22 protein-coding genes and 1 pseudogene are annotated in these 19924 nt (G+C 71.1%); 12 read left to right on the top strand and 11 right to left on the bottom strand.

Annotated elements, in window-relative coordinates:
- Nucleotides 1-162: 162 nt before the first annotated feature.
- Genes rfbA through ABZX96_RS03965 form a run of 4 tightly spaced genes read left to right on the top strand, consistent with a single transcriptional unit; the run spans nt 163 to nt 3554 of the window.
- Complete coding sequence (gene rfbA, locus ABZX96_RS03980; RefSeq protein WP_355537371.1) at nt 163-1038, top strand: glucose-1-phosphate thymidylyltransferase RfbA; 876 nt, start codon at nt 163-165, stop codon at nt 1036-1038.
- Between the two features lie 34 nt (nt 1039-1072).
- Nucleotides 1073-2203: a dTDP-glucose 4,6-dehydratase gene (gene rfbB / locus ABZX96_RS03975; protein ID WP_355537368.1), complete on the top strand. Its 1131-nt coding sequence runs from the start codon at nt 1073-1075 to the stop codon at nt 2201-2203.
- On the top strand, nt 2200-2328 hold the full coding sequence (locus ABZX96_RS03970; protein ID WP_355537365.1) for a hypothetical protein: 129 nt from the start codon (nt 2200-2202) through the stop codon (nt 2326-2328). The genes rfbB and ABZX96_RS03970 overlap by 4 nt, the downstream gene beginning before the upstream one ends.
- Complete coding sequence (locus ABZX96_RS03965) at nt 2325-3554, top strand: DegT/DnrJ/EryC1/StrS family aminotransferase (protein WP_355537362.1); 1230 nt, start codon at nt 2325-2327, stop codon at nt 3552-3554. Before ABZX96_RS03970 ends, ABZX96_RS03965 begins: the two co-directional genes overlap by 4 nt.
- Nucleotides 3555-3677: 123 nt before the next feature.
- Here ABZX96_RS03965 and ABZX96_RS03960 read toward each other — a convergent pair whose 3' ends face one another.
- Nucleotides 3678-4106 (bottom strand): pyridoxamine 5'-phosphate oxidase family protein, encoded by a 429-nt coding sequence (locus ABZX96_RS03960; protein ID WP_355537359.1) that lies wholly within the window; start codon nt 4104-4106, stop codon nt 3678-3680.
- A 147-nt stretch (nt 4107-4253) separates the two neighbouring features.
- Nucleotides 4254-5102, bottom strand: coding sequence for an NAD(P)H-binding protein (locus ABZX96_RS03955; RefSeq protein WP_355537356.1), 849 nt, complete (start codon nt 5100-5102; stop codon nt 4254-4256).
- Between the two features lie 82 nt (nt 5103-5184).
- Between ABZX96_RS03955 and ABZX96_RS03950 the strand changes: the two genes are divergently transcribed.
- Nucleotides 5185-6183, top strand: coding sequence for an AraC family transcriptional regulator (locus tag ABZX96_RS03950; RefSeq protein WP_355537353.1), 999 nt, complete (start codon nt 5185-5187; stop codon nt 6181-6183).
- A 41-nt stretch (nt 6184-6224) separates the two neighbouring features.
- On the opposite strand, the gene ABZX96_RS03945 is transcribed toward ABZX96_RS03950, so the two are convergent.
- Nucleotides 6225-6734, bottom strand: a complete 510-nt coding sequence (locus ABZX96_RS03945; protein ID WP_355537350.1) for a hypothetical protein — start codon at nt 6732-6734, stop codon at nt 6225-6227.
- A gap of 187 nt (nt 6735-6921) precedes the next feature.
- Here ABZX96_RS03945 and ABZX96_RS03940 point away from each other — a divergent pair, with 187 nt between their 5' ends.
- Nucleotides 6922-7434, top strand: coding sequence for an SgcJ/EcaC family oxidoreductase (locus tag ABZX96_RS03940; RefSeq protein ID WP_355537347.1), 513 nt, complete (start codon nt 6922-6924; stop codon nt 7432-7434).
- Between the two features lie 123 nt (nt 7435-7557).
- On the opposite strand, the gene ABZX96_RS03935 is transcribed toward ABZX96_RS03940, so the two are convergent.
- From ABZX96_RS03935 to ABZX96_RS03915, 5 genes are all read right to left on the bottom strand, one after another.
- On the bottom strand, nt 7558-8445 hold the full coding sequence (locus ABZX96_RS03935; RefSeq protein ID WP_355537344.1) for a calcium-binding protein: 888 nt from the start codon (nt 8443-8445) through the stop codon (nt 7558-7560).
- Between the two features lie 402 nt (nt 8446-8847).
- Nucleotides 8848-9618, bottom strand: a complete 771-nt coding sequence (locus tag ABZX96_RS03930; RefSeq protein ID WP_355537341.1) for a DUF1963 domain-containing protein — start codon at nt 9616-9618, stop codon at nt 8848-8850.
- 418 nt (nt 9619-10036) lie between these two features.
- Nucleotides 10037-10333, bottom strand: coding sequence for a type II toxin-antitoxin system PemK/MazF family toxin (locus tag ABZX96_RS03925; protein ID WP_355537338.1), 297 nt, complete (start codon nt 10331-10333; stop codon nt 10037-10039).
- Nucleotides 10330-10524, bottom strand: coding sequence for a toxin-antitoxin system HicB family antitoxin (locus ABZX96_RS03920; protein WP_355537335.1), 195 nt, complete (start codon nt 10522-10524; stop codon nt 10330-10332). The genes ABZX96_RS03925 and ABZX96_RS03920 overlap by 4 nt, the downstream gene beginning before the upstream one ends.
- Before the next feature lie 303 nt (nt 10525-10827).
- Nucleotides 10828-11793 carry an ankyrin repeat domain-containing protein gene (locus ABZX96_RS03915; protein WP_355537332.1) on the bottom strand — a complete coding sequence of 322 codons (966 nt, stop codon included), beginning with the start codon at nt 11791-11793 and terminating at the stop codon, nt 10828-10830.
- Nucleotides 11794-12088: 295 nt separating this feature from the next.
- Between ABZX96_RS03915 and ABZX96_RS03910 the strand changes: the two genes are divergently transcribed.
- Nucleotides 12089-12970, top strand: coding sequence for an NAD(P)H-binding protein (locus ABZX96_RS03910; protein ID WP_355537329.1), 882 nt, complete (start codon nt 12089-12091; stop codon nt 12968-12970).
- A 170-nt stretch (nt 12971-13140) separates the two neighbouring features.
- On the opposite strand, the gene ABZX96_RS03905 is transcribed toward ABZX96_RS03910, so the two are convergent.
- The gene (locus ABZX96_RS03905; protein WP_355537326.1) at nt 13141-13332 is read right to left on the bottom strand and encodes a hypothetical protein; all 192 of its coding nucleotides are present in this window, start codon (nt 13330-13332) and stop codon (nt 13141-13143) included.
- A 635-nt stretch (nt 13333-13967) separates the two neighbouring features.
- Between ABZX96_RS03905 and ABZX96_RS03900 the strand changes: the two genes are divergently transcribed.
- The 3 genes from ABZX96_RS03900 to ABZX96_RS03890 all read left to right on the top strand — a co-directional run bounded on the left by ABZX96_RS03900 (nt 13968) and on the right by ABZX96_RS03890 (nt 15901).
- Nucleotides 13968-14447, top strand: a complete 480-nt coding sequence (locus ABZX96_RS03900) for a cupin domain-containing protein (RefSeq protein ID WP_355537323.1) — start codon at nt 13968-13970, stop codon at nt 14445-14447.
- 233 nt (nt 14448-14680) lie between these two features.
- On the top strand, nt 14681-15256 hold the full coding sequence (locus ABZX96_RS03895) for a helix-turn-helix domain-containing protein (protein ID WP_355537320.1): 576 nt from the start codon (nt 14681-14683) through the stop codon (nt 15254-15256).
- Nucleotides 15257-15532: 276 nt separating this feature from the next.
- Entirely contained in the window at nt 15533-15901 is a 369-nt protein-coding gene (locus tag ABZX96_RS03890) for a hypothetical protein (protein ID WP_355537317.1), read from the top strand.
- Nucleotides 15902-16049: 148 nt separating this feature from the next.
- Here ABZX96_RS03890 and ABZX96_RS03885 read toward each other — a convergent pair whose 3' ends face one another.
- Entirely contained in the window at nt 16050-16616 is a 567-nt protein-coding gene (locus ABZX96_RS03885) for a CGNR zinc finger domain-containing protein (protein ID WP_355537314.1), read from the bottom strand.
- Between the two features lie 17 nt (nt 16617-16633).
- Here ABZX96_RS03885 and ABZX96_RS03880 point away from each other — a divergent pair.
- Nucleotides 16634-17803 (top strand): annotated as a pseudogene (locus ABZX96_RS03880) (aminotransferase class I/II-fold pyridoxal phosphate-dependent enzyme); the annotation flags it as partial.
- A gap of 307 nt (nt 17804-18110) precedes the next feature.
- Here the strand turns inward: ABZX96_RS03880 and ABZX96_RS03875 are convergent.
- Nucleotides 18111-19046: a zinc-binding dehydrogenase gene (locus ABZX96_RS03875; protein ID WP_355537311.1), complete on the bottom strand. Its 936-nt coding sequence runs from the start codon at nt 19044-19046 to the stop codon at nt 18111-18113.
- Nucleotides 19047-19162: 116 nt separating this feature from the next.
- Between ABZX96_RS03875 and ABZX96_RS03870 the strand changes: the two genes are divergently transcribed.
- Nucleotides 19163-19801 carry a TetR family transcriptional regulator gene (locus tag ABZX96_RS03870; protein WP_355537308.1) on the top strand — a complete coding sequence of 213 codons (639 nt, stop codon included), beginning with the start codon at nt 19163-19165 and terminating at the stop codon, nt 19799-19801.
- The last annotated feature ends 123 nt before the right edge of the window (nt 19802-19924 follow it).

Genomic DNA, 19924 nt, shown 5'->3' with positions numbered 1-19924 from the left:
GCCTCGCCGCCGGGCCGTTTTCCTTTGTCCCGGCACCGGTGCCGCGTCCGGCCGTCGAACGGCGCAACACCGGGCGAAAGCGCACCCCTAACCCTCCCCTAGAAACCCCTAACCTCCGCGTCCTCCGCGCTATTGAGGCGGCCCGGTCGGTATCTTTTCCGGGTGAAAGGAATCGTCCTCGCAGGCGGTAGCGGCACGAGATTGCATCCGGTCACATCGGTGGTTTCCAAACAGATTCTGCCGGTCTACAACAAACCCATGATCTACTATCCCCTGTCGGTATTGATGATCGCCGGCATCCGGGAAATCCAAATCATCTCCACCCCGCAGCACGTCGGTCTTTTCCAGGCCCTGCTGGGCGACGGAAGCCGCCTCGGTCTGGACCTCACCTACGCGGTGCAGCCGGCTCCCCGCGGAATAGCGGAAGCCTTCGTCATCGGCGCCGACCACATCGGCGACGACACCTGCGCCCTGATATTGGGGGACAACGTCTTCCACGGTTCCGGGCTGTACGGGCTGCTGCGCGAGCACACCGCGCACGTCGACGGCTGTGTGCTGTTCGGGTACTCCGTCAAGGACCCGGAGCGGTACGGCGTCGGCGAGGTGGACGCCTCCGGGCGGCTGGTCGCGCTGGAGGAGAAACCGAGCGCGCCGCGCTCCAACCTCGCCATCACCGGGCTGTACCTGTACGACAACGACGTGATCGACATCGCCAAGAACCTCCGGCCCTCCGCCCGCGGGGAGCTGGAGATCACCGACGTCAACCGGCACTACCTGGCTCAGGGCAAGGCCCGCCTGGTCGACCTGGGCCGCGGCTTCGCCTGGCTGGACACCGGCACCCACGACGCGCTGCTCCAGGCCAGCCAGTACGTGCAGGCCCTGGAGCAGCGGCAAGGCGTGTGGATCGCCTGTCTGGAGGAGATCGCCTTCCGCATGGGCTTCATCGACGCCGAGGCGTGCCACCGGCTGGGCCGGGAGAGCACCCACGCCGGCTACGGAACATATCTGATGGAACTCGCGAGCCAGGGGGCACGATGACGCGCCCGGCCCCCCGGCGGAACAGGAGACGGCCGTGCGGTTTCTGGTGACCGGGGGTGCGGGCTTCATCGGCTCGCACTTCGTACGGCAACTGCTCGCCGGAACGTACCCGGACCTCCCCGTGGACCGGCTGACCGTCCTGGACAAACTCACCTACGCGGGCAACCTCGCCAACCTCGAAGCGGTGTCCGACGACCCCCGGCTGTCCTTCGTCCAGGGCGACATCGGTGACGCGGAACTGCTGGACGAGCTGCTGCCGGGCACCGACGCCGTGGTGCACTTCGCGGCCGAGAGCCACGTGGACCGCTCGATCGAGGGCTCCGCCGTCTTCGTACGGACCAACGTGCTGGGCACCCAGACGCTCCTGCAGAGCGCCCTGGACGCCCGGGTCGGCCGGGTGGTGCACGTCTCCACCGACGAGGTGTACGGCTCGATCGCCACCGGCTCGTGGACCGAGGACCACCCCTTGGAGCCCAACTCCCCCTACGCGGCGTCCAAGGCGTCCTCCGACCTGCTGGCCCGCGCCTACCACCGCACCCACGGGCTGGACGTCCGGGTGACCCGCTGCTGCAACAACTACGGCCCGTACCAGTTCCCCGAGAAGGTCGTGCCCCTGTTCGTCACCAACCTGCTGGACGGCCTTCCCGTGCCGCTGTACGGGGACGGGCTCAACGTCCGCGAGTGGGTGCACACCGACGACCACTGCCGGGGCATCGCGCTGGTCCTGGCCCGGGGCCGGGCCGGGGAGACGTACAACATCGGCGGCGGGCTGGAACTGACCAACCGCGAGCTGACCGGGATGATCCTGGACGCCTGCGGCGCCGACTGGTCCATGGTCCGCCAGGTCGAGGACCGCAAGGGCCACGACCTGCGGTACTCCCTGGACGGCGGCAAGATCGAACGGGAACTGGGCTACCGGCCCCGGGTCCCCTTCACCCAGGGGCTGGCCCGGACCGTGCGCTGGTACCAGGAGCACCGGGCGTGGTGGGAGCCGTTGAAGAAACCGGGCGACGAGACGGGGCGGGGCGGGGGGCCGGGGGCCGACTCCGGTGCCTCGCTCACCGGAAACGACCCGGCCGCCCCTGAAACCCCGTCCGTCCCGGGCTTCCCCGAAGCCCCCTCCGTCCCGGCTTCCGCCGACGCGCCCGCCGGAGACCACCCGTGAGCCGCGCGACCCACGTGACCAGCGAGATCCGCGAGGCCCGTGAAGCCGCCGTGCCCCGGCTGTCCTCCCCCGAAGCCCCCTCCGTCCTGGCTCCCGCCGACGCCCCCACCGGAGAGCATCCGTGACCCGCGAGACCGACGTGACCCGCGAGACCGACGTGCCCCACGAGACCCGTAAGACCGCCACCGTCCCCCGGCAGTCCTCCCCCGACCGCGACCGGGACGAGGACCGGGACCGGGACCGGGTCCCCTTCCTGGACCTGCACGCCGCCTACGAGGAACTGCGCCCGGAGATCGACGCCGCCACCGCGCGCGTCCTCGGTTCGGGCCGCTACCTCCTGGGACCCGAACTCGCCGCTTTCGAGGAGGAGTTCGCCGCCTACTGCGGGGCCGGGCACTGCGTCGGCGTCAACAGCGGCTGCGACGCGCTGGAACTGGCCCTGCGCGGCCTGGGCATCGGCCCCGGCGACGAGGTGATCGTCCCCTCCCACACCTTCATCGCCACCTGGCTCGCGGTCTCCGAGTCCGGCGCGACCCCCGTCCCCGTGGAGCCGGATCCCCGGTACCCCACGATCGCCCCCGACCTGATCGAAGCGGCGATCACCCCGCGCACCAAGGCCGTCCTGCCGGTCCACCTCTACGGCCAGCCGGCCGACCTGGACCCGATCCACCGGCTGGCCGAACGGCACGGTCTGCACGTCGTCCAGGACGCCGCCCAGGCACACGGCGCCCGCTACCACGGCCGACGCGTCGGAGCGGGCCCCTCCTCCGTCACCGCCTTCAGCTTCTACCCCGGCAAGAACCTGGGCGGCTTCGGCGACGGCGGGGCCGTGGTCACCGACGACGCGGCCCTGGCCGACCGCCTGCGGATGCTGCGCAACTACGGGTCCCGGGAGAAGTACCGCCACGAGCTGCGGGCCACCAACTCCCGTCTGGACGAGATCCAGGCGGCCGTCCTGCGCGTCAAACTCCCGCACCTGGACGCGTGGAACGCCCGCCGGGCGGCGGTCGCCGGCGCCTACCTGGCCGGGCTCTCCAACCTGCCCGGCCTCCTGCTCCCCGAGGTCGCCCCGGACACCGAACCGGCCTGGCACCTGTTCACCGTCCGCACCCGCCACCGCGACGCGCTGCGCGACCACCTGGCGGCGGCGGGCGTCGAGACCCTGATCCACTACCCGACCCCGGTCCACCTCTCCGCCGCCTACGCCTCACCCGCCCATCCGCCGGGTTCCCTCCCCCGCGCCGAGCGGTACGCGGAGGAGGTGCTCAGCCTGCCCATGGGCCCGCACCTGTCCCCGCACCACGTCGAGCGGGTGATCACCGCCGTCCGCGACTGGGCCGGAACGCGCTGACGCCCGGCCCTCCCCGAACCGCCCGGCCCTCCCCGAACCGCCCCGGCTCCGCCGCACCCCGCCTGGCGGGGCCGGGGCACCTTGCACATGTCGAGGCCGGTCTGAAGCAGTGATCGCACCGGCTCAATACGCGTAACGGCTCACGGCCTCCGGATGGATGACGATACGAACCTGCTCCACGGCCAGAAGCCCCGCGAGATCGTCGGCGCGGGCCGGATCGTCGAGATCCCAGTAACGGGCGGCCAGGCGGGCACACAGGTCGTGTGCTCCATCGGGTTCCACCGTCGTCCTGCCCGCGACCGACACCCAGCGCTCGCGCTCACCCACGGGGGCGGCGACGACGATCGAGGCGCGGGGGTCGCTGCGCAGGCGCCGCACCTTGAGCGAGTCCGGGGCCGTGAACAGCTGGATCGTGCCCTCGGCGGTGGCCTCGAACCAGACCGGCCGGGGCTGTGGCGGCAGCGCTCCCCCGGCCACGGTCAGGAACCCGTGCAGGGGCCGCCGGAGGAAGTCGAGGTCCTGCGGGGTCAGCGAATTGGCGTCGGTGCTCATCACAGCCCTTCCGATAGGCGAGGTTCCGAGGTCGTTGAACGGGGCGTCGGCGCGTGCGGCACGGGTACGCGCGTGCTCCGTAAACAAGGGCAAGCGGCTGGGCCACCGTCGCGTAAGCACACCGGGGTCCAGCCCTTCCCCCGATCGTCATCCTTCCGACCGGATCTCCCATGCTCCCGCCGCCGCGGCCCGCACGACGTACTCCTCGAACGTGCGGGGCGCCCGTCCCAGCAGGGTGGCGAGGTCATCCGTCGTCGCGCTGATCAGTTCGCGCTCCATCAGCACGAACATCTCGACGAGGTGGTGCGCGTCGTCCTCGCCCCAGCCCTGCCCGACCAGCGCCGCGGCGTACTCGTCATGCGAAACCTGACGGTACGTCAGTTCTCTGCCGGAGGCCCGGGAGATCAGCTCGACGGCCTCACCGAAGGTGATCCCGCGCGGCCCGGTCAGCTCGTAGATCCGTCCGGCGTGCCGGCCGGGCTCGGTCAGTACCGCGGTCGCCGCGTCGGCGACGTCCTCGACATCGATGAACGGCTCGGGAACCGGACCGGCCGGGAGCGCCAGCTCCCCGGCGAGCAGCGGGGCGTGGAAGAGGTCCTCGTCGAAGTTCTGGGCGAAGTTCGACGGCCGCAGCACGGTCCACTCCAGCGCCGAGCCGCGCACGGCGTCCTCGGCCGCCCGCATTTCCAGCCCGAACGTGGAGTCGCCCCAGGTGTCGGCGCCGCGCCCGGACAGCAGGACCAGCCGGCGCACTCCGGCGGCCTCGGCCCGCGCCACGAACTCGTGCGCCGGACCCGGCACGGGCGGGGCCACCATGTAGACGGCGTCTACGTCTTTCAGGGCCACGTCCCAACTGCCGGGATCGGACCAGTCGAACCGGGTGGAACTCGATCGGGAGGCGGTGCGCACCTGGGCGCCGCGCAGCCGCAGCCGGGCGGCGATCCTGCGGCCGGTCTTGCCGGTCGCACCGAGGACGAGAGTCGTGTCGTTGCTCATGACGCCGATTCAACACGGCCGACTCGGACGAACCCATGGGTGAGAAGCCGGATCACCTACGCGATCGTCTAACTTGAGCGCTGTGGACATGTTCAGTGATCTGATCCGCGGAGTGCGGGCCCATGGTTCGTTGTTCGGCAGCTCCACCCTGACCCCGCCCTGGTCGCTGCACTTCGTGGACGGCGCGCCGCTCACCCTGTGCACCGTCCTGAACGGCGCGGGCTGGATCGTGCCGGAGGGCCGCCCGCCCGAGCCGCTGCGCGCCCGCGAGACGCTCGTCGTGCGCGGCCCCGCGACGTTCACCTTCGTGGACGATCCGGGCACCCCGGCCGAACCGATCGCGTGCGGCGAGCACTGCGCGACGCCCGAACTGGGCGGGACCCGGCACCGGCGCGGCTGGAACGACTGCGGGGACGCCGGTGACGGCCACGACGCGACGACCCTGATCGTCGGCGCCTACCCGGTACGCGGCGAGATCAGCCGCCGCCTGCTGGACGCGCTGCCCGTCACGCTGCGCGTGCGCGGCGGGGGCACGGCCGACCCCGTGCTGGACCACCTCGCCGCCGAGGTCGCCGTAGACGCGCCGGGCCAGCAGGTGGTGCTCGACCGGCTGCTGGACTGGATGCTGGTGTGCACCCTGCGCGACTGGTTCGACCGGCCCGGCGGCGAGCCCCCCACCTGGTGGGCGGCCCAGCGGGACCCGGTGATCGGCGAGGCCCTGCGCCTGCTGCACGCCGAACCCGCGGCGCCCTGGACGGTCGCCACGCTGGCCGCGCGCACCGGGGTCTCGCGTTCGACACTGGCCAAGCGGTTCACCGACCTGGTCGGCGAACCACCGCTGACCTACCTCACCCGCTGGCGCATGACGCTCGCCGCGGACCTCCTGGTCGAACGCGACTCCGCGACCGTCGCGGACATAGCCCGCGCCGTGGGCTACTCCGACCCGTTCGGCTTCAGCGCGGCGTTCAAACGCGTCCGAGGCACCAGCCCGAGCGCCTTCCGCCGGGCCGCGATCACCGCTTCCCCGGCGGCTGAGTGGCCCATTCCGGCTCGCACCGTGTCGGGAGGGTCAAGCGCGTGAACCCTGGGTGAGGCGGGCGGTCGCGGGACGTGCCGCGGGTGTCAGCCGGACGCGTCCCCAGGGGCGGTGCGAACGCGCGGGTGGGCTGCGAGGCGGTGGGCTTCGGCGGTGACCTCGGCATCGACTTCTTCCGCTGTGCGGTCGCCGTATTCGAGGAGGTCGTACTCGTCGTCGAGCTCGGCCAGCCGCTTGGCGAGAGGCAGCGTGTGCCCGAAGAGCTCATGAATCCGGGATGCCAGCTCGCGCGGTGGCAGCTCGCCGGCCACCAACCGGGCGGCGACTGCTCGTGCGGCGGCTTCCCGGCCCGCCTCACTGGCGAGCGGGTGGAAGGTCAGGCCGAGCTCGCCGAGCGCTCGGGGAAGCAGTTCGGGCACCTCGTAGTCCGCTTCGGAGCGCGTGCAGGCGGCGAGCATGCGCAGGGCGGGGCTGTCGAGCCCGGCGACGAGTGCGTCACAGGCGGCGTCGACGATGCCGCCGGCGCGGATTTCTCCCATGCTCCAGAAGGCGGCATGGTCCTGCAGGGTGCTTGCGGCTGATGCGGCTGAGGTCACCCGTTCATGATCGCGGCACTGAACGTCCTGGTCGAGGCGATTTCAGGTAGGGAGACGACGCGCGGACCGCCGCCGATCGCGTCAGCTCGGAGTGCACGCCCCGTTTCCCGCCGTACGCCCGAAGTTGTTCCTGGCTCGCAACTCCTGGGGGACGTCTCCCCCACCTGCCGCTACCTAGCGTGGCGGCATGAAGAGGAACAAAGTCGCCGCGCTCATCGGCGCGGCATGCGTGGCACTGGCGATCGGTGCCGTTCCGGCGAGCGCGTCAGCGCGCGACGACCGGGCGGAGTTCGCACGGATACTGAAGCAGCAGTACGACGCGTGGTCCGAGGAGGACGGCGCGAAGTTCGCGGCCACGTTCACCAAGGACGCGGACATGGTCACGTTCAACGGCGATCACCTGTCCACCCGCAAGGGCATCGCCGAGGGCATGCAGTACTACTTCGACCACTACATCCCGGCGTCGCGACTGAAACTGCTGGACGAGCGCGTCCGGTACGTGGACCGCGACCTGGTCGTCATCGTGCGCACCACGTGCATCATCGAACGTCCGGCGACGGACTGCCGGGACGGGTCGCTGTCCCGCAACACCAACGTCCTGTCCCGACGGGACGGTAGGTGGCTACAGGAGTCGTTCCAGAACACCCGCTATGTCCCAATTCCGCCGTCCTCCGGGAGCCAGGAGGTTCCGGAGTCGTAGGAGCGCCGACCCTCCGCGAGCCCTCTGAGGGGAGCGACTCACGGAGGGCCTGCCGCTTGGCTTGGTCCGCTGGTGCCACGCGCTCGTCCGTCGAGCCCCGTTCCGATGACGGGACTCGCGATCTCAGTCCTGGTGCAGTTCGTTGCGGCCCGGCCCGCCGGAGAGCTTGTCGGTGCCGGGGCCGCCCCACAGGACGTCGTCGCCGCTGTTGCCCCACAGCGTGTCGTTGCCCGCCTCGCCGTACAGCTTGTCGTTGCCCTTGCCGCCGTAGAGGACGTCGTCTCCGCCCTTGCCGTACAGGATGTCGTCGCCGTCGTCGCCGTGGAGGTTGTTCTCCTCGTCGGTCCCGGTCAGGGTGTCGTTCCCGGCTTCGCCGAAGCAGTCCTGGCCGCAGTGGGTGAGGACGTCGTTCCCCGGGCCGCCGTAGGAGCCGAAGCCGAACGGGCCACCGCCGCCGTCGAGGCGGTCGTCCCCGTCGCCGCCGTAGAGCATGGCGGACGCGGACGCCGTGAGCACGTCGTTGCCCGGGCCGCCGTAGACCCCGGCCCAGGCGCTGCTGTCCGGGCCGAGCGTCGCGGTGTCGTCCTTGTCGCCGAGGTCGATGTCGTAGCTGTCCGAGTCGTCCGAGTTCTGCGGGATCAGGACCGCGCAGCGTACGGCGGTGCGGTCGCCCGGGGTGGGATAGGCGCACTCGTTCGCGTTCGCCGCGTCCGGGCCGATGGTGATCTCGTACCGGTCGCGGAAGGTGAGGACGTAGTACGACTCGAACTCGCCGCGGTGCTCGATCTTCTCGTCAACGGTCAGCTTGTTCTGCTGGCCGGGGGCGGCCTTGTACCACAGCTCGCCGTCTTGCCGGACGACGGTGGCTGTGGCCGTGGTCGTCGCTGTGGCCGTGGTCGTCGCTGTGGCCGTGGTCGTGGTCTTCGGGGCCGCCTGGGCGGTCGGTGCCGCGAAGGCGGTGGCGCCGAGGGCGAGGGCGAGGGTGGCGGCGAGGGGGCGGTAGGTGCGCATGCGGGAGTGGCCCTTCGGTTCATCCGTGCGTGGTGGTGCTGGTGTCACGCGGTTAGACCAGGGGCGCCTGAGCGGAGTTGTGCCGTCGCGAATGAACAACGGTGGGCCGGGCGGTGGCCGGGGCATGGACGGTTCTCGGTGGCGGCGTCCACCCCGTGAAGCAGCGCACCACGAACAGGGCCGGCAGCCGCCACCCGGATTTCCGGGGAGCGGCCGGCCCGTCGGCAGCGGATCAGAAGGCGTTCGGCGTTCGGCGCCCGGCGCCCGGCGCGCACGGAACGCGCCGGGCTGACCGGGACTCGGACCAGCCAGGCGAAACAGACAGGCGAATCAACCAGGCCGATCAGACAGCGGATTTAGAACGGATCCAGAGCAGATGCAGAGCGGATTCAGACAGCAGGATCAGGCAGGGGGCACCAACTCCAGCCGCACCTTGGCCTTCTCGAACCTTCCCTCGGCCAGATCCCGCGGGTGCATCAGCCAGAAGATCGTGTTCTGTATCGGCTCCCGCGTCCTGGGCGAGACCCGTGCCTGGGTCAGCAGCCGCCACGGTTCCTCGTCACCGCCCGGGTAAGGAGGCAGACACGGGTCGTCGAAGGCGGCGCAGGCGTGTCCGCCGAGGGTGAGTTCCCCGGCGTCGGAGTTGTCGGCCCACAGGCCGTCCTCGTACTCCTCCCACACGCGTGCGCGCTCGGGGTGCGACTCGATGATGTCGTCACCGGGATCGGGCATGTTCCAGTCGACGTGCCCATGGAGAGGGAACGGCTCACTGACGAACTCGGCGTGCCTCTCGTCGGGCTGTCGCTCCGCGGTCGGCGTACCGGCCGGAACGTGGATCACGAGGCCCTGGCTGTCCTCGGACTCCGGTCCCCATGACGGCGTGTCCATGTTGCCGAAGAACAGCAAGTGCCCGTCCTTGGGCAACGGGAAGTCGGGTGCGCCCGGCGGCAGCGCCGCGCAGTCCACCGACGCGACGAAATGCGGGTAGCCGGACCACTCCACCTCCGCCGGCAGCGAGGGCAGGCCCCCGTACCGCCCGACGACGGGACCGTGGCTGTGCCCCTTCGGCCTCATCTCGATACGAGGGAGGGCGAGTTCAAGGGCCCAGTCGACGATGTCCTCGGGAACCCCACTGCCGAGAGCGCTGGCACGAAAATTCTGACGTCTGTCCATGGGGCGAGCAGTCTGCCATACACCTGCTCGACCTACGACGACGCGTTCCCATCCTCGTCCGCGCCCTGTTCCCGGTCCTCGCCCTCGTCTTGATCCTCGTCCTCGCCCTCGTGCGGCAGTGGGACACCTTGCGGAGCAGCCGTCGCCCAGGACGCGCGAAGGGTGGTACCGCGAACCGCGGCACCGACCTCGGCGCTCCCCGGAGCGGCAAGAGGCGTACGGGAGGGAGCACCGGTCCGCAAGATCGGGACGCGCGGGGACGAGCGGCCCTGCCCGCCCCCGGAACGAGCGGGCCCTGCCCGCCCCCCGGAACGAGCGGACCTGCGCCCCTCCCCTGACGCCACCCGCGAACAAGCGGACAAGGGCCCGGCGGGAACAGTCCCCTGTCCCGCTCGGGCCCCTGTTGTCGTACGGACGGCTACAGGTCGAGAACCGCGCGCAACGCCTGGTCCACGCGCTCCATGGTCTCCGGGGCGACCGCACCACGGTGCTTGGCGCCCTCGAAGCGTGCGACGCGCAGTTGCTGGAGATTCACTGCCACTGCGGTGCACGGAACCGGGTCGCCGATCACCACGGACATGGCGGTGTCGGGGAAACGACCGGAAGGATGCAGCACGATCACGAGGACCGCGCCGTAAGCCTGCTCCAGATCGGTCAGGGAGACGATCAGGACATCGCGCCCGTCGTCCAGGGTCCAGATGTCCCCGCGCCTCACAGGGTGTCCCCCTCGCCGGCCAGGTCGTTCCCGAGGCCGAGCGCGGCGAGCTGCTGTGCGGCATCGACGGTGGCCTGTCGGCGCGCGGCACGTACGACGTACGCGTTCAGGCTCAGTCCGGCGCTCTGGGCCGCCGCCTTGATGGCGGGAGCGACATCGTCCGGTATCCGCAGGGTCATGTCGACACTCATGCCACCAAGCTAGCCACCATCGTGTGGTCGCGTAAAGCGGTGGCACGAACCGGTGCCCCCACTCCGCACGGGTAGAGGCGCACCAGTCGGCGAGGACGGCATCGGGCACGACGGCATCGCGCCCTCTCGGGCGGCCGGGGCACGGCGGCATCGCGCCCTTTCCACCGGCATGGGCCACGGCGGTATCACGCCCTCTCCACCGGCACGGAGGCGAGCCGGCTGTCGCGGGGGCGGAGAGCGCGCGAGCCGATCCGGTGGTCCGCATCGGGAGGGCAAGGGCAGCTCGTGACGCCCCCGCCGCCCTCAGCTCTCCCAGTAGTCGCGCTTCGGCAGCTCCACCCATATGTCCGGTGGCCCCACGACGGCGCGCGCGTCGGTCGGCCGCAGCCCCACGAAGGCACACGAGTACGCCACCGCGTTGTACCGGTACAGGTAGGAGGTCAGGACTTCTTCGGAGGTGTCGTCCACATCCGGGCCGCCGCCCGGATGGAGGTCCCAGTCTTCGATGTGCCCGTCGCGGACGATGCTGCCCTGGTTACCGCTCTTAGGGTTGGCGTACAGCCCGTAGCAGACGGTGCCGACGGATAGCCGGATCTGTACACCCGGCATCGACGGCGCGTACCCCCACGGCTGGGTGACGACACAGCCGCCCGGCACGGACGTCACGCCGACGACCCGCAGGCTCTCGTCCATGTCGTATGCGTAGGGGTCTTCCAGCAGCACGTCGAGTTCCTCACCCGCCGCCGGTGTTGCCCCCAAGCGGCGCACCGCCTCCTCGGCATCGATCCCGGCCACGCAGGCCAGGCCCGTGCCCTCGTAATAGAGGTCCCCCAGCGCGGAGACGAGCCGGTTGCCCTCCTGTGCCCGCGCGCGCTCCTGCTCGCTCAGGCCGCGCTCGCCCTCCGGCACCACGAACAGGTCCGGCGTCGGCCCGGCCAGACTGAGCCGCCCCGGTGACCAGCCGCCGAGCCCGGGCCGCCATGGATCCGCTCCGGCAGCAACAAGGACCCGCGCGTTGTCCGGCCGGTCGGACAGGACGGCTTCCCACAGGGCGGTCGTCCCGTCCTCCAGCGCGTCCACATCCGTGACGCGGCGAGCGAGTTCCGCGACGACCTCCGGTGAGCCGGAGGCCGCCGCCCGGTGCAAGGGCCGCTGCCCTCCGCCCCACGCGTCCGGGTCGGCGCCTTGATCAAGTCGTCGCCGGATGTCGTCGTAGTCCTGCCAGGTCCAGTCCACGCCTGCCCAGCCGCCATCGCCGCTCGTCACCATGCCCCCTCCACAACCGATCCGGACGGCTCCGCTCATCGACCCGTCCGCACACACCATCGCAGAGGGGTCTGACAACGCCCTGCGACAACCCGGCGCGAGGAAGGACCGGTGCCTCTCGCCGGTGCTCCTCGCCCGCCGCGTCGAAGGAGGACAGCCACTGGCCCCCTTCCTTCCTAGCCTGTGGCCGTACCACCGACGGGACATCGACGGACACCGACGGACACCGACGAAATATCGACGGAAACCGACTGTCGTCGACGGACACCAATGGACACCCAGGAGAGGACCTGACCTCATGCAGATCGCTGTCACCACCCCGACCGGCAATGTCGGCCACCACGTCGTCGCCATGCTGGTCCGCGCCGGAATCCGGCCGCGCGTCCTGCTGCGCGACCCCGCGCGGCTGGCTCCCGAGATCCGGGACGAGGTGGATGCCGTCCGGGTGGACCAGTACGACGCCGACGCGGTGGTGGCCGCCACCGAGGGGGTCGACGCGCTGTTCTGGGTGAGCCCGATCACCGACAGTGCGGATCCCCTGCTCGACCACGCCCGCGCCGCCGACAGCGTGGTCCGCGCCGTCACCGTCAACCGGATCGGCCGGGTCGTCTTCCAGAGCAGCGTCGGCGCCGAGAAACGGCACGGTGCCGGCGAGATCGACGGCCTGGCCCACACCGAGACCGCTTTGGACGGTACGGGGGTCGACGTCACCCACCTGCGCTGCGGCTACTTCTTCACCAATCTCGAATTCGAGCTCCACGCCCTGCGTGCCGGCACGCTCCAGGTGATCCTGCCGCTCGACCAGCCCATGGCCTGGGTGGCACCGCGCGACATCGCCGAGGTCGCCGTCACCCGTCTCCTTTCCCCCGCCTGGTCCGGCCGCCACGTGCAAGCGGTGCACGGGCCCGCCGACCTCACCTGGCGGCAGGTCGGCGAGATCCTCACCGCCGCCATCGGCCGGCGGATCAGCGTCGAGCGCATCACCGATGACGCCATGCGCGCGCGGCTCCACCAGGCCGGAATGTCCGACAGCCTGGTGGAGGCCGTGCTCGGGATGTCGACCGGACTGCGCGAGGACTTCGTGCCGGAACAACCGCGCACCGTCCGGAGCACCACCCCGACCACCCTCGCCGCCTGGGCCTACGCCCATCTGCGGCACCGGATCGCCGAGGCGTCGTAAGTTCCCCTGCCGGGTGGCGGCAACCCCGTTTCGTGGACGGCTCGTCGGGCGGGCGGACGCCGCCTGACGGCCGTCGTGTGCTGCCGCGGTGAACACCGGGTTCGCCGCGGCAGCCACGGACGCATGGGGTGGCGCATGGCATGGACGGCCCGGTTCCCCCTCCGCCGCGTCTACAAGCCGAGGTCCAGAGCCAGGCAGGAGTAGTGGTTCCACGCGCCTTCGGGGCGGTACGCGTCCTGGCCGCGGTTCTCCGTTGAAGGCTTCTCCGTGACCATGTCCTCGTACCGGACACGCTCGGGCAGCTTGCCGAACTTCGCCTGCCGGGTCGCGGCTTCGCCATGCGTCGTGTGGTCGGTGTTCATCCTCGGTCTCCGTTCTTCGGGTGAGGGGAGGTGCCGTTCTTCCGGTGAGGGGATATGCCGCGCCGCCCGTGCCCTTCGATGCTCGCGGCGCCACCGGAGAGCGGGGCGCGGTGACGGGCTGGCCGGATCGTCAGGGGCCGGGTGTGCGATGACTGTCGCACGCGTCGCGTCACCGGTCAAGGCGGTGACGATGGTTGGGGTGTTGCCGCGAAGGTGGCACCGGAACCGCCCGGCCGGGGGTGCACTCCTGCCACAACTCCACGCCGGAGCAAGGCCGCTCGGCGCCTCCGCCTTCACGCGCGACGTTCGACGTTTCCGAGGTGCGCGTGCGTTTCGGTGGCCGCGATCGCACCATCCGGGGATCAGTTCCGGCCACGCGTCCGCGCCGGGCGCACCCTCGCGAGCGGAGGCGGCGATTCCTGCGTGGCCGTCCGCGCCGCACCGCTTGCGACCTGCGCGTACGGGCTGCGACCGGTCGCGGTGACGGACGGCGGCCAGTCGGCCGGCCGGTGGTGCGCGGGTGGCCACATGAGGTGCGTCGGCATGGCCGAAGTCGCATCTGTACGGGGCCGCGGCGGAGTGCGTAGCGTAGCGACCAAGGCAGAACAACCGTTCTTTCTCCCTAGGAGGACTCGATGATCAACCGGCGCACTCTGGTGCGTTCCGGCGGCGCCGCGGCAGCAGCCATCCTTGGTCTGTCCGCCGCCGCGTCAGCGGCGGATGCCGCCGGCCTCCCCCCGGGCGCATCCCCCGGTCACCGCCACCCGGCGCCGCCCGTCGACCCCCGCGACCCGACCGCCGGCGTCACCCGGGTCGAACTCCAGCGGAACCCGTCCCCGGCCAAGGGCTGGCTGACGGTGCAGACCGTCGTGGAGATCCCCCGGCACAAGGAGTCCGGCCGCCACAGCCACCCCGGGGTGGAGGTCGGCTACATCGTGCGGGGCGACGTGCTGATGGAGTTCGACGACGGCCCCGCCCAGCGGCTGCGCACCGGCGACCCGTTCTTCATCCCGTCACACGCCGTCCACAACGCCCGCAACGTCGGCACGGTGAAGACGATGATGCTGTCCACCTACGTCGTCGACGAGACCAAGCCACTGGTGACGATGTACTGAAGACGACGTACTGAAGGCGACGTACTGAAGACGACGTCCCGAGAACGACGCACTGAAGCGACGCACTGGTGACGACGCACTGAGGGCGCGACCAAGCCCACCACCGACTACCCCCTACCGAAACGTGACCGGGCCCCTGCCGAAGCCCCCCTCGACGAAGCCGAACCGCTACTGACGACGTCCTGAACCAACGGGCCGGAGGCCCCCGATAGGCGCTCCGTACGCTGTTGCTCATGACTTCGGACACCAGTGACACCAGTGAGACGGTCCACCCACGCGAGCGACTGCTGAACGTCGCGGCGGAGCTGTTCTACGCGAAGGGGATCCACACCGTCGGCGTCGAACAACTCGTGAAGGAGGCGGGTGTCACCCGGGCCACCTTCTACCGCCACTTCTCCAGCAAGGAAGGCCTGGTCATCGCCTACCTGCGGGAGAGGGACGCCAGGGTGAAGCGGGCGGTGGAGGCCATCGTCCACGCCCACCGGGGACGCGAGGCGTTGCTGGAGATCATCGCCATGGTCGCCGGAAGCGTCGAGCGACCGGAGTTCCGCGGCTGCGGCTTCCTCAACGCCGCCGCCGAGTACCCCGATCCGCGGCACCCCGTGCGCGTCTGCGTGGCCGAACACCGGAGCTGGTTCCGCGGCGTCCTGCGCGAGGTCGTCAGCCAGACCGGGCACCCCGATCCGGAACGGGTGGCGCGGGCGCTCATGGTGCTGCGCGACGGAGCGATGTCGGGCGGCTACCTCGACGATCAGCACGACGTCGCCCGCACGCTGCGCGAGGCGGCCGAAAGCATCCTGGACGCCTGACCGAACGGGCACACAACGAGACCGGACAGGCACACACGAGCTCCCCCCTTGGCCCGATCCGCCATTCACCGCCTTCCCCGAAGGCACAACGAAGGCACAACGAAGGCACATCGAAGACCCGTCCGAGGCACGCCCAAGGCATGCCTGAGGCACGTCGAAGACACGTCGAAGACACGTCGAAGACATCACCGAAAGCAACAGGGACCGATGGGACGCGCCCCCGTTCCATCGGAGCCATTCCTCACCGGCACGACACCACCAACTCAAGGAGAAGACATGAAGACTGTGTTCACCAAATGCGCGGCGGTCGCGGGCGGAATGCTCGCGAGCGGGATGCTCGTCCTCGGAACCGGGGCCGCCCCTGCCGGCGCGGCAGGGCTCCCCGGTGTCACCTTCTACACCGGGGCCAACGCCACCGGGAGCGCGATCAAGGCCGATCTGGACAAGGTCGGTGCGTGCCAGGAACTGACCGTTCCTGTCCGCTCCTTCCGGTCCATATCCGAGCGGAGCGTGGAGGTCTACTTCAACGCCGGCTGCCGCCCCGGCGCCCCCGGCACGAACGGCGATCTCACCTATGTGGTGGGCACCCTGGGCACCAGCAACTTCCCCTACGCGGCCGTGAGTTACCGGGTCCTCGCGAACTAGTCACGTGGAAAAAACACGCGTACGCATAGAGACAACCGTCAGCCATAGCTGATCCCTACGTGGCGCCGCCCGCCCATCGCTCCCGAGCCGTGACGACATCACACAGCTCGGAATCCCGTTGCCGGACACCGCGCCCGCGCGGAACCGGTCAGCGGGAAGCCGTGGCGGGCGGCGCGCTCCCCTTGCGGGCGCGGTAGGCGGCAGCCTTGATCTTGTTGCCGCAGGACTGCATGCCGCACCAGTGCCGCCGCATGCCCCGGGAGCGGTCGATGTAGACGCGGGTGCACTCGGGGTTGCCGCACTCCTTGAGCAGCGGCACGTCCGGCCCGCCCAGCAGCTCCACCGCCTGGCGGGCCACGGCGGAGAGCGCTTCCTCCGCGGTGGCCTCGGTCCGGCGCCCGGCGCTCGTGAGCTGCGGGACCGCGGAGGGCTTGCGTGCGGCGTCGTTGAGCGTGTCCAGGGCCCGGTCGTCGAGTGCCGCACCGAGGCGCCGGGCGGTGATCAGCTCGTAGACGGCCTCCCGCACGGCCTTGGCGCGCTCGACGTCGGACGGGCGGCTGGGCGCGACGGAGTCCACGATCCCGGACTCCACGTACCACGCGTCCAGCCGCTCCGGCGCCGCCAGCATCTCGAAGCGCACGGAGCGCCGGGCCCGGAGCGTCGCGGCGAAGTCGAGCGCGGGATGTCCGCAGACGAAGACGTGGTCGAGGTTCACGGTCACCATTCTGACGGGTGACGATCGGTACGCGTCACCCTCTAGGCGTCACCCCTCTACGCACCACCCCTCTACGCGCCACCCCTCCCACACTTCGGCCACGATGTTCCGTACGGCCTCCGGGACCGACGGAAGATTCCCGGCCCGCGGGCACCCCGGACGGCGCCCGCCGCACCAGCCCTCCTTACGAAAGCCGCACCGCCCCCCCTTTACGTGAGCCGCACCGCCCCTCCTTACAAGAGCCGCATCGTCCCTCTTTACGTGAACCGGCCCGCGGCGTCCGGGCCGACCCCGGCCACCTCGTCGTCTGCGCCGATTTCCGTCAGGGCCTGGCCGTCCTGGCCCGCGCCCTGCACGCCATGGGGACGCGCCACATGGCGGTCGAGCCCTACGGGCTGGGCTTCCACCGCGACGCGCTCACCCGGGAGGGGCTGCGCACCACCCCGCTCGCGGTCGACGAACACGGCGCCCGCACCCGGGAGCTGACGGGCCTGACGGCGCGCGACGGCATACGGGCGGTGCTGCTCACCCCGGCCCACCAGTACCCCACGGGCGTCCCGCTGCATCCGGACCGGCGGGCCGCCGTCGTCGACTGGGCGCGGGCGCACGGCGGGGTGGTGGTGGAGGACGACTACGACGGCGAGTTCCGTCACGACCGGCAGCCCGTCGGGGCCCTCCAAGGGCTCGACCCCGATCAGGTCGTCTACATGGGCACCGCCAGCAAGAGCCTGGCTCCCGGCCTGCGGCTGTCGTGGATGGTGCTGCCCGGGCACCTGATGGAACCGGTACTCGCGGCCAAAACCGCCGGCGCCTGGGATTCCGGCGTCCTGGACCAGCTGACCCTGTCCGAGTTCCTCGCCTCGGGCGCGTACGACCGGCACGTACGCGGCATGCGCCTGCGCTACCGGAGGCGGCGTGACCACCTCGTCACCGCCCTCGCCACCGGCGCCCCCCACCTGCGCGTCACCGGCATCGCGGCGGGCCTGCACGCCGTGCTGACCCTGCCACCCGGCACCGAACGCCCGATCGTCGACGCCGCCCACGCCCACGGCCTCGCCCTGTCCGGCCTCGCTTCCTTCGCCCACCCGGACGCGGTCATCCCCGCCCGCGACGCGCTGGTCGTCTCCTACGCGACGCCCCCGGAGCACGCCTTCGGGCGCGCGGTGGAGGCGCTGGTACGGGAGGTGGCAGCGGCCACGGGGGGGGCGGGGCGCCGACGTCCGGCCGGGCGGGCGGCCGGGGCGACCGGGGCGACCGGGGCGCGATTCCGGCTGATCCGGCAGGCGAGCGGGCCGCGACACCGCGCGGGCACATCGGCCTTCGGACATGGAAGCGCGTACGTCGGCCTTCGGCCAAGGAAGCTCATACGTCGTCCCTTCGGCGAGGACTTGTACACCCGTCAGCCGTCGCACAGGGGCTCGCCCAGACGCCCCCGACGCGATGAGCGCGCCGCTGTCCCCGGCATCGCTCAAGGGTGACGGGCCCGCCGGCCGGTCATTCCAGGTCGAGGACGGCTTTGCCGTGGAGGCGGCGGTCGAGGAGGGTGTGGACGGCCTCGGAGTGGCGCGTCCAGGGGCCGCGCCAGCTGATGCCCGGGTCGAGGCGGCCCTCGGTGATCTCCGTCGCCAGCCAGGTCAGGTCCGCGGAGAAGTCGGTGGCGGGGTCGCCGAAGAGGTAGAAGGTGCGGATCGAGCGGTCGTGCCGTCCTTCGGTGCCCAGCAGCGCGTCCGGGGGGAGCACCGCGTCGGCCTCGGAGGAGCGGCCCATGCTGATGAGGGTTCCGCCGGCCGAGAGGGTGGCGAAGGCGTCGACGAGGTGCTGACCGCCGACGTTGTCGATGACGGCCGACACGGGTTGCCGCACGGCGGCCGGCGCGGGGTGGATCTCGTGGGCGCCCAGGGCGCGCAGCCCGTCCGCTTGGGCGGGGTCGCGGCTGATGGCGACGACGTGCGCGCCGGCGCGGGCGGCCAGTTGGACGGCGTAGCGGCCGACACCCCCGGAGGCACCGGTGACCATGACGCGGCGGCCGAGCAGCGGTCCCATCCGGCGCAGCGCGTGCAGGGCGCTCAGTCCGGCCACGGGGATGGTGCTCAGTGCGCCGGGGTCCGCGTCCTTCGGTGCGACGCCGAGCAGGGTGGCGGGGGTGGCGCGCAGTTCGGCCCAGCCGCCGGTGTGGCCGACGGTGACGACGCGCTCGCCCTCGGCCGGACCGGTGCCGTCGGCGGCGGCTTGGGCGACCACACCGGCCGCGTCCCAGCCGAGTTGGGTGCCGTCCGGCATGTCCGGGTGGGTCGCCATATGGACCTCACCGAAGTTCAGCGAGACCGCCTCGACCCGTACGAGCGCCTCGTGGGCGGCGGGCCGAGGGGCGGGGACGTCCGTCAGTGACAGGTGTCCGGGTGAGGCGTGGTCGACGACGAGTGCGCGCACGGGCAAATCCCTTTCACGAAAGTGCCACAGCGTGATGCACGAAAGTGCCACAGTGTGGCGTTTGCTTCAGTAGAGCACATGCGCGAACTCGGCACCAGGTTGGTAAAGTGCTCGCGATGACCGACGCCGCACCGCCCCCATCCCTGCGCGAACGCAAGAAGCTGCGCACCCGCCAGGCACTGGCCGACACCGCCGTCACGCTCTTCGGTGAGCGCGGATTCGACAGCACGCCGCTGGACGCGCTCCTGGAGCAGGTGGAGGTGTCCCGGCGGACCTTCTTCCGCAACTTCCGTTCCAAGGAGGACGTGGCGCTCACCGCCGTCAAGCAGTTGTGGGACGTCTATCTCGAAGTCCTGGACGGTACGGACGACAAGACCGGGCCGCTGGCCGACGTCCTCCTCGAAGCCATGCTGGCCACGTTGGAGCGCATGGACGAGGACTGGTACCGGCGCTTCCCGCTCACGCTCCGGCTGATCGCCGACTCGGCCGCACTCGACGGGTACACGCTGCGGCACTGCGCCGAGGTGCAGGCCGAGATCGCGCACCGGCTCGACGGGCAGAGCGGTCCCAGTGGGCCCAATGATCTTGACGATCGGCAGGGTCCTCTCGAACTGCGGCTCCTCATCGAGTTCTTCGTGGCCGCCTGGCGCTGTGCCCTGGACGAATGGCTGCCCGACTGTCGCCCAGGCGAACTGCCCGCCCTCTTGCTCCGCACCTGCTCGTCCATGAACGCCGCCCTTCATCTGGAGGCGTGAGCCCGTTCAGCGCCGTCGGGCGTCGGACGGCGCTGAACGGCGCTTCGGGCAAAACTCCGGACAGCACTTCGGGCAGGGCTCCGAGCAGAGCTTCGAGCAAGACTCCAGGAAAAGCTTCGGGAG

Source organism: Streptomyces sp. NPDC003077 (assembly GCF_040611095.1).
Taxonomy (GTDB): Bacteria; Actinomycetota; Actinomycetes; order Streptomycetales; family Streptomycetaceae; genus Streptomyces.
This window is presented reverse-complemented; position numbering and strand designations above follow the sequence as displayed.

Excerpts from the sequence above, each read along its gene's own strand:
- ABZX96_RS03960 (WP_355537359.1), bottom strand. The coding sequence starts at position 4,106 with ATGAGCACCGACGCCAATTCGCTGACCCCGCAGGACCTCGACTTCCTC.
- ABZX96_RS03955 (WP_355537356.1), bottom strand. The coding sequence starts at position 5,102 with ATGAGCAACGACACGACTCTCGTCCTCGGTGCGACCGGCAAGACCGGC.
- ABZX96_RS03940 (WP_355537347.1), top strand. The coding sequence starts at position 6,922 with ATGAAGAGGAACAAAGTCGCCGCGCTCATCGGCGCGGCATGCGTGGCA.
- ABZX96_RS03935 (WP_355537344.1), bottom strand. The coding sequence starts at position 8,445 with ATGCGCACCTACCGCCCCCTCGCCGCCACCCTCGCCCTCGCCCTCGGC.
- ABZX96_RS03930 (WP_355537341.1), bottom strand. The coding sequence starts at position 9,618 with ATGGACAGACGTCAGAATTTTCGTGCCAGCGCTCTCGGCAGTGGGGTT.
- ABZX96_RS03920 (WP_355537335.1), bottom strand. The coding sequence starts at position 10,524 with ATGAGTGTCGACATGACCCTGCGGATACCGGACGATGTCGCTCCCGCC.
- ABZX96_RS03915 (WP_355537332.1), bottom strand. The coding sequence starts at position 11,793 with ATGGTGACGAGCGGCGATGGCGGCTGGGCAGGCGTGGACTGGACCTGG.
- ABZX96_RS03910 (WP_355537329.1), top strand. The coding sequence starts at position 12,089 with ATGCAGATCGCTGTCACCACCCCGACCGGCAATGTCGGCCACCACGTC.
- ABZX96_RS03905 (WP_355537326.1), bottom strand. The coding sequence starts at position 13,332 with ATGAACACCGACCACACGACGCATGGCGAAGCCGCGACCCGGCAGGCG.
- ABZX96_RS03900 (WP_355537323.1), top strand. The coding sequence starts at position 13,968 with ATGATCAACCGGCGCACTCTGGTGCGTTCCGGCGGCGCCGCGGCAGCA.
- ABZX96_RS03895 (WP_355537320.1), top strand. The coding sequence starts at position 14,681 with ATGACTTCGGACACCAGTGACACCAGTGAGACGGTCCACCCACGCGAG.
- ABZX96_RS03890 (WP_355537317.1), top strand. The coding sequence starts at position 15,533 with ATGAAGACTGTGTTCACCAAATGCGCGGCGGTCGCGGGCGGAATGCTC.
- ABZX96_RS03870 (WP_355537308.1), top strand. The coding sequence starts at position 19,163 with ATGACCGACGCCGCACCGCCCCCATCCCTGCGCGAACGCAAGAAGCTG.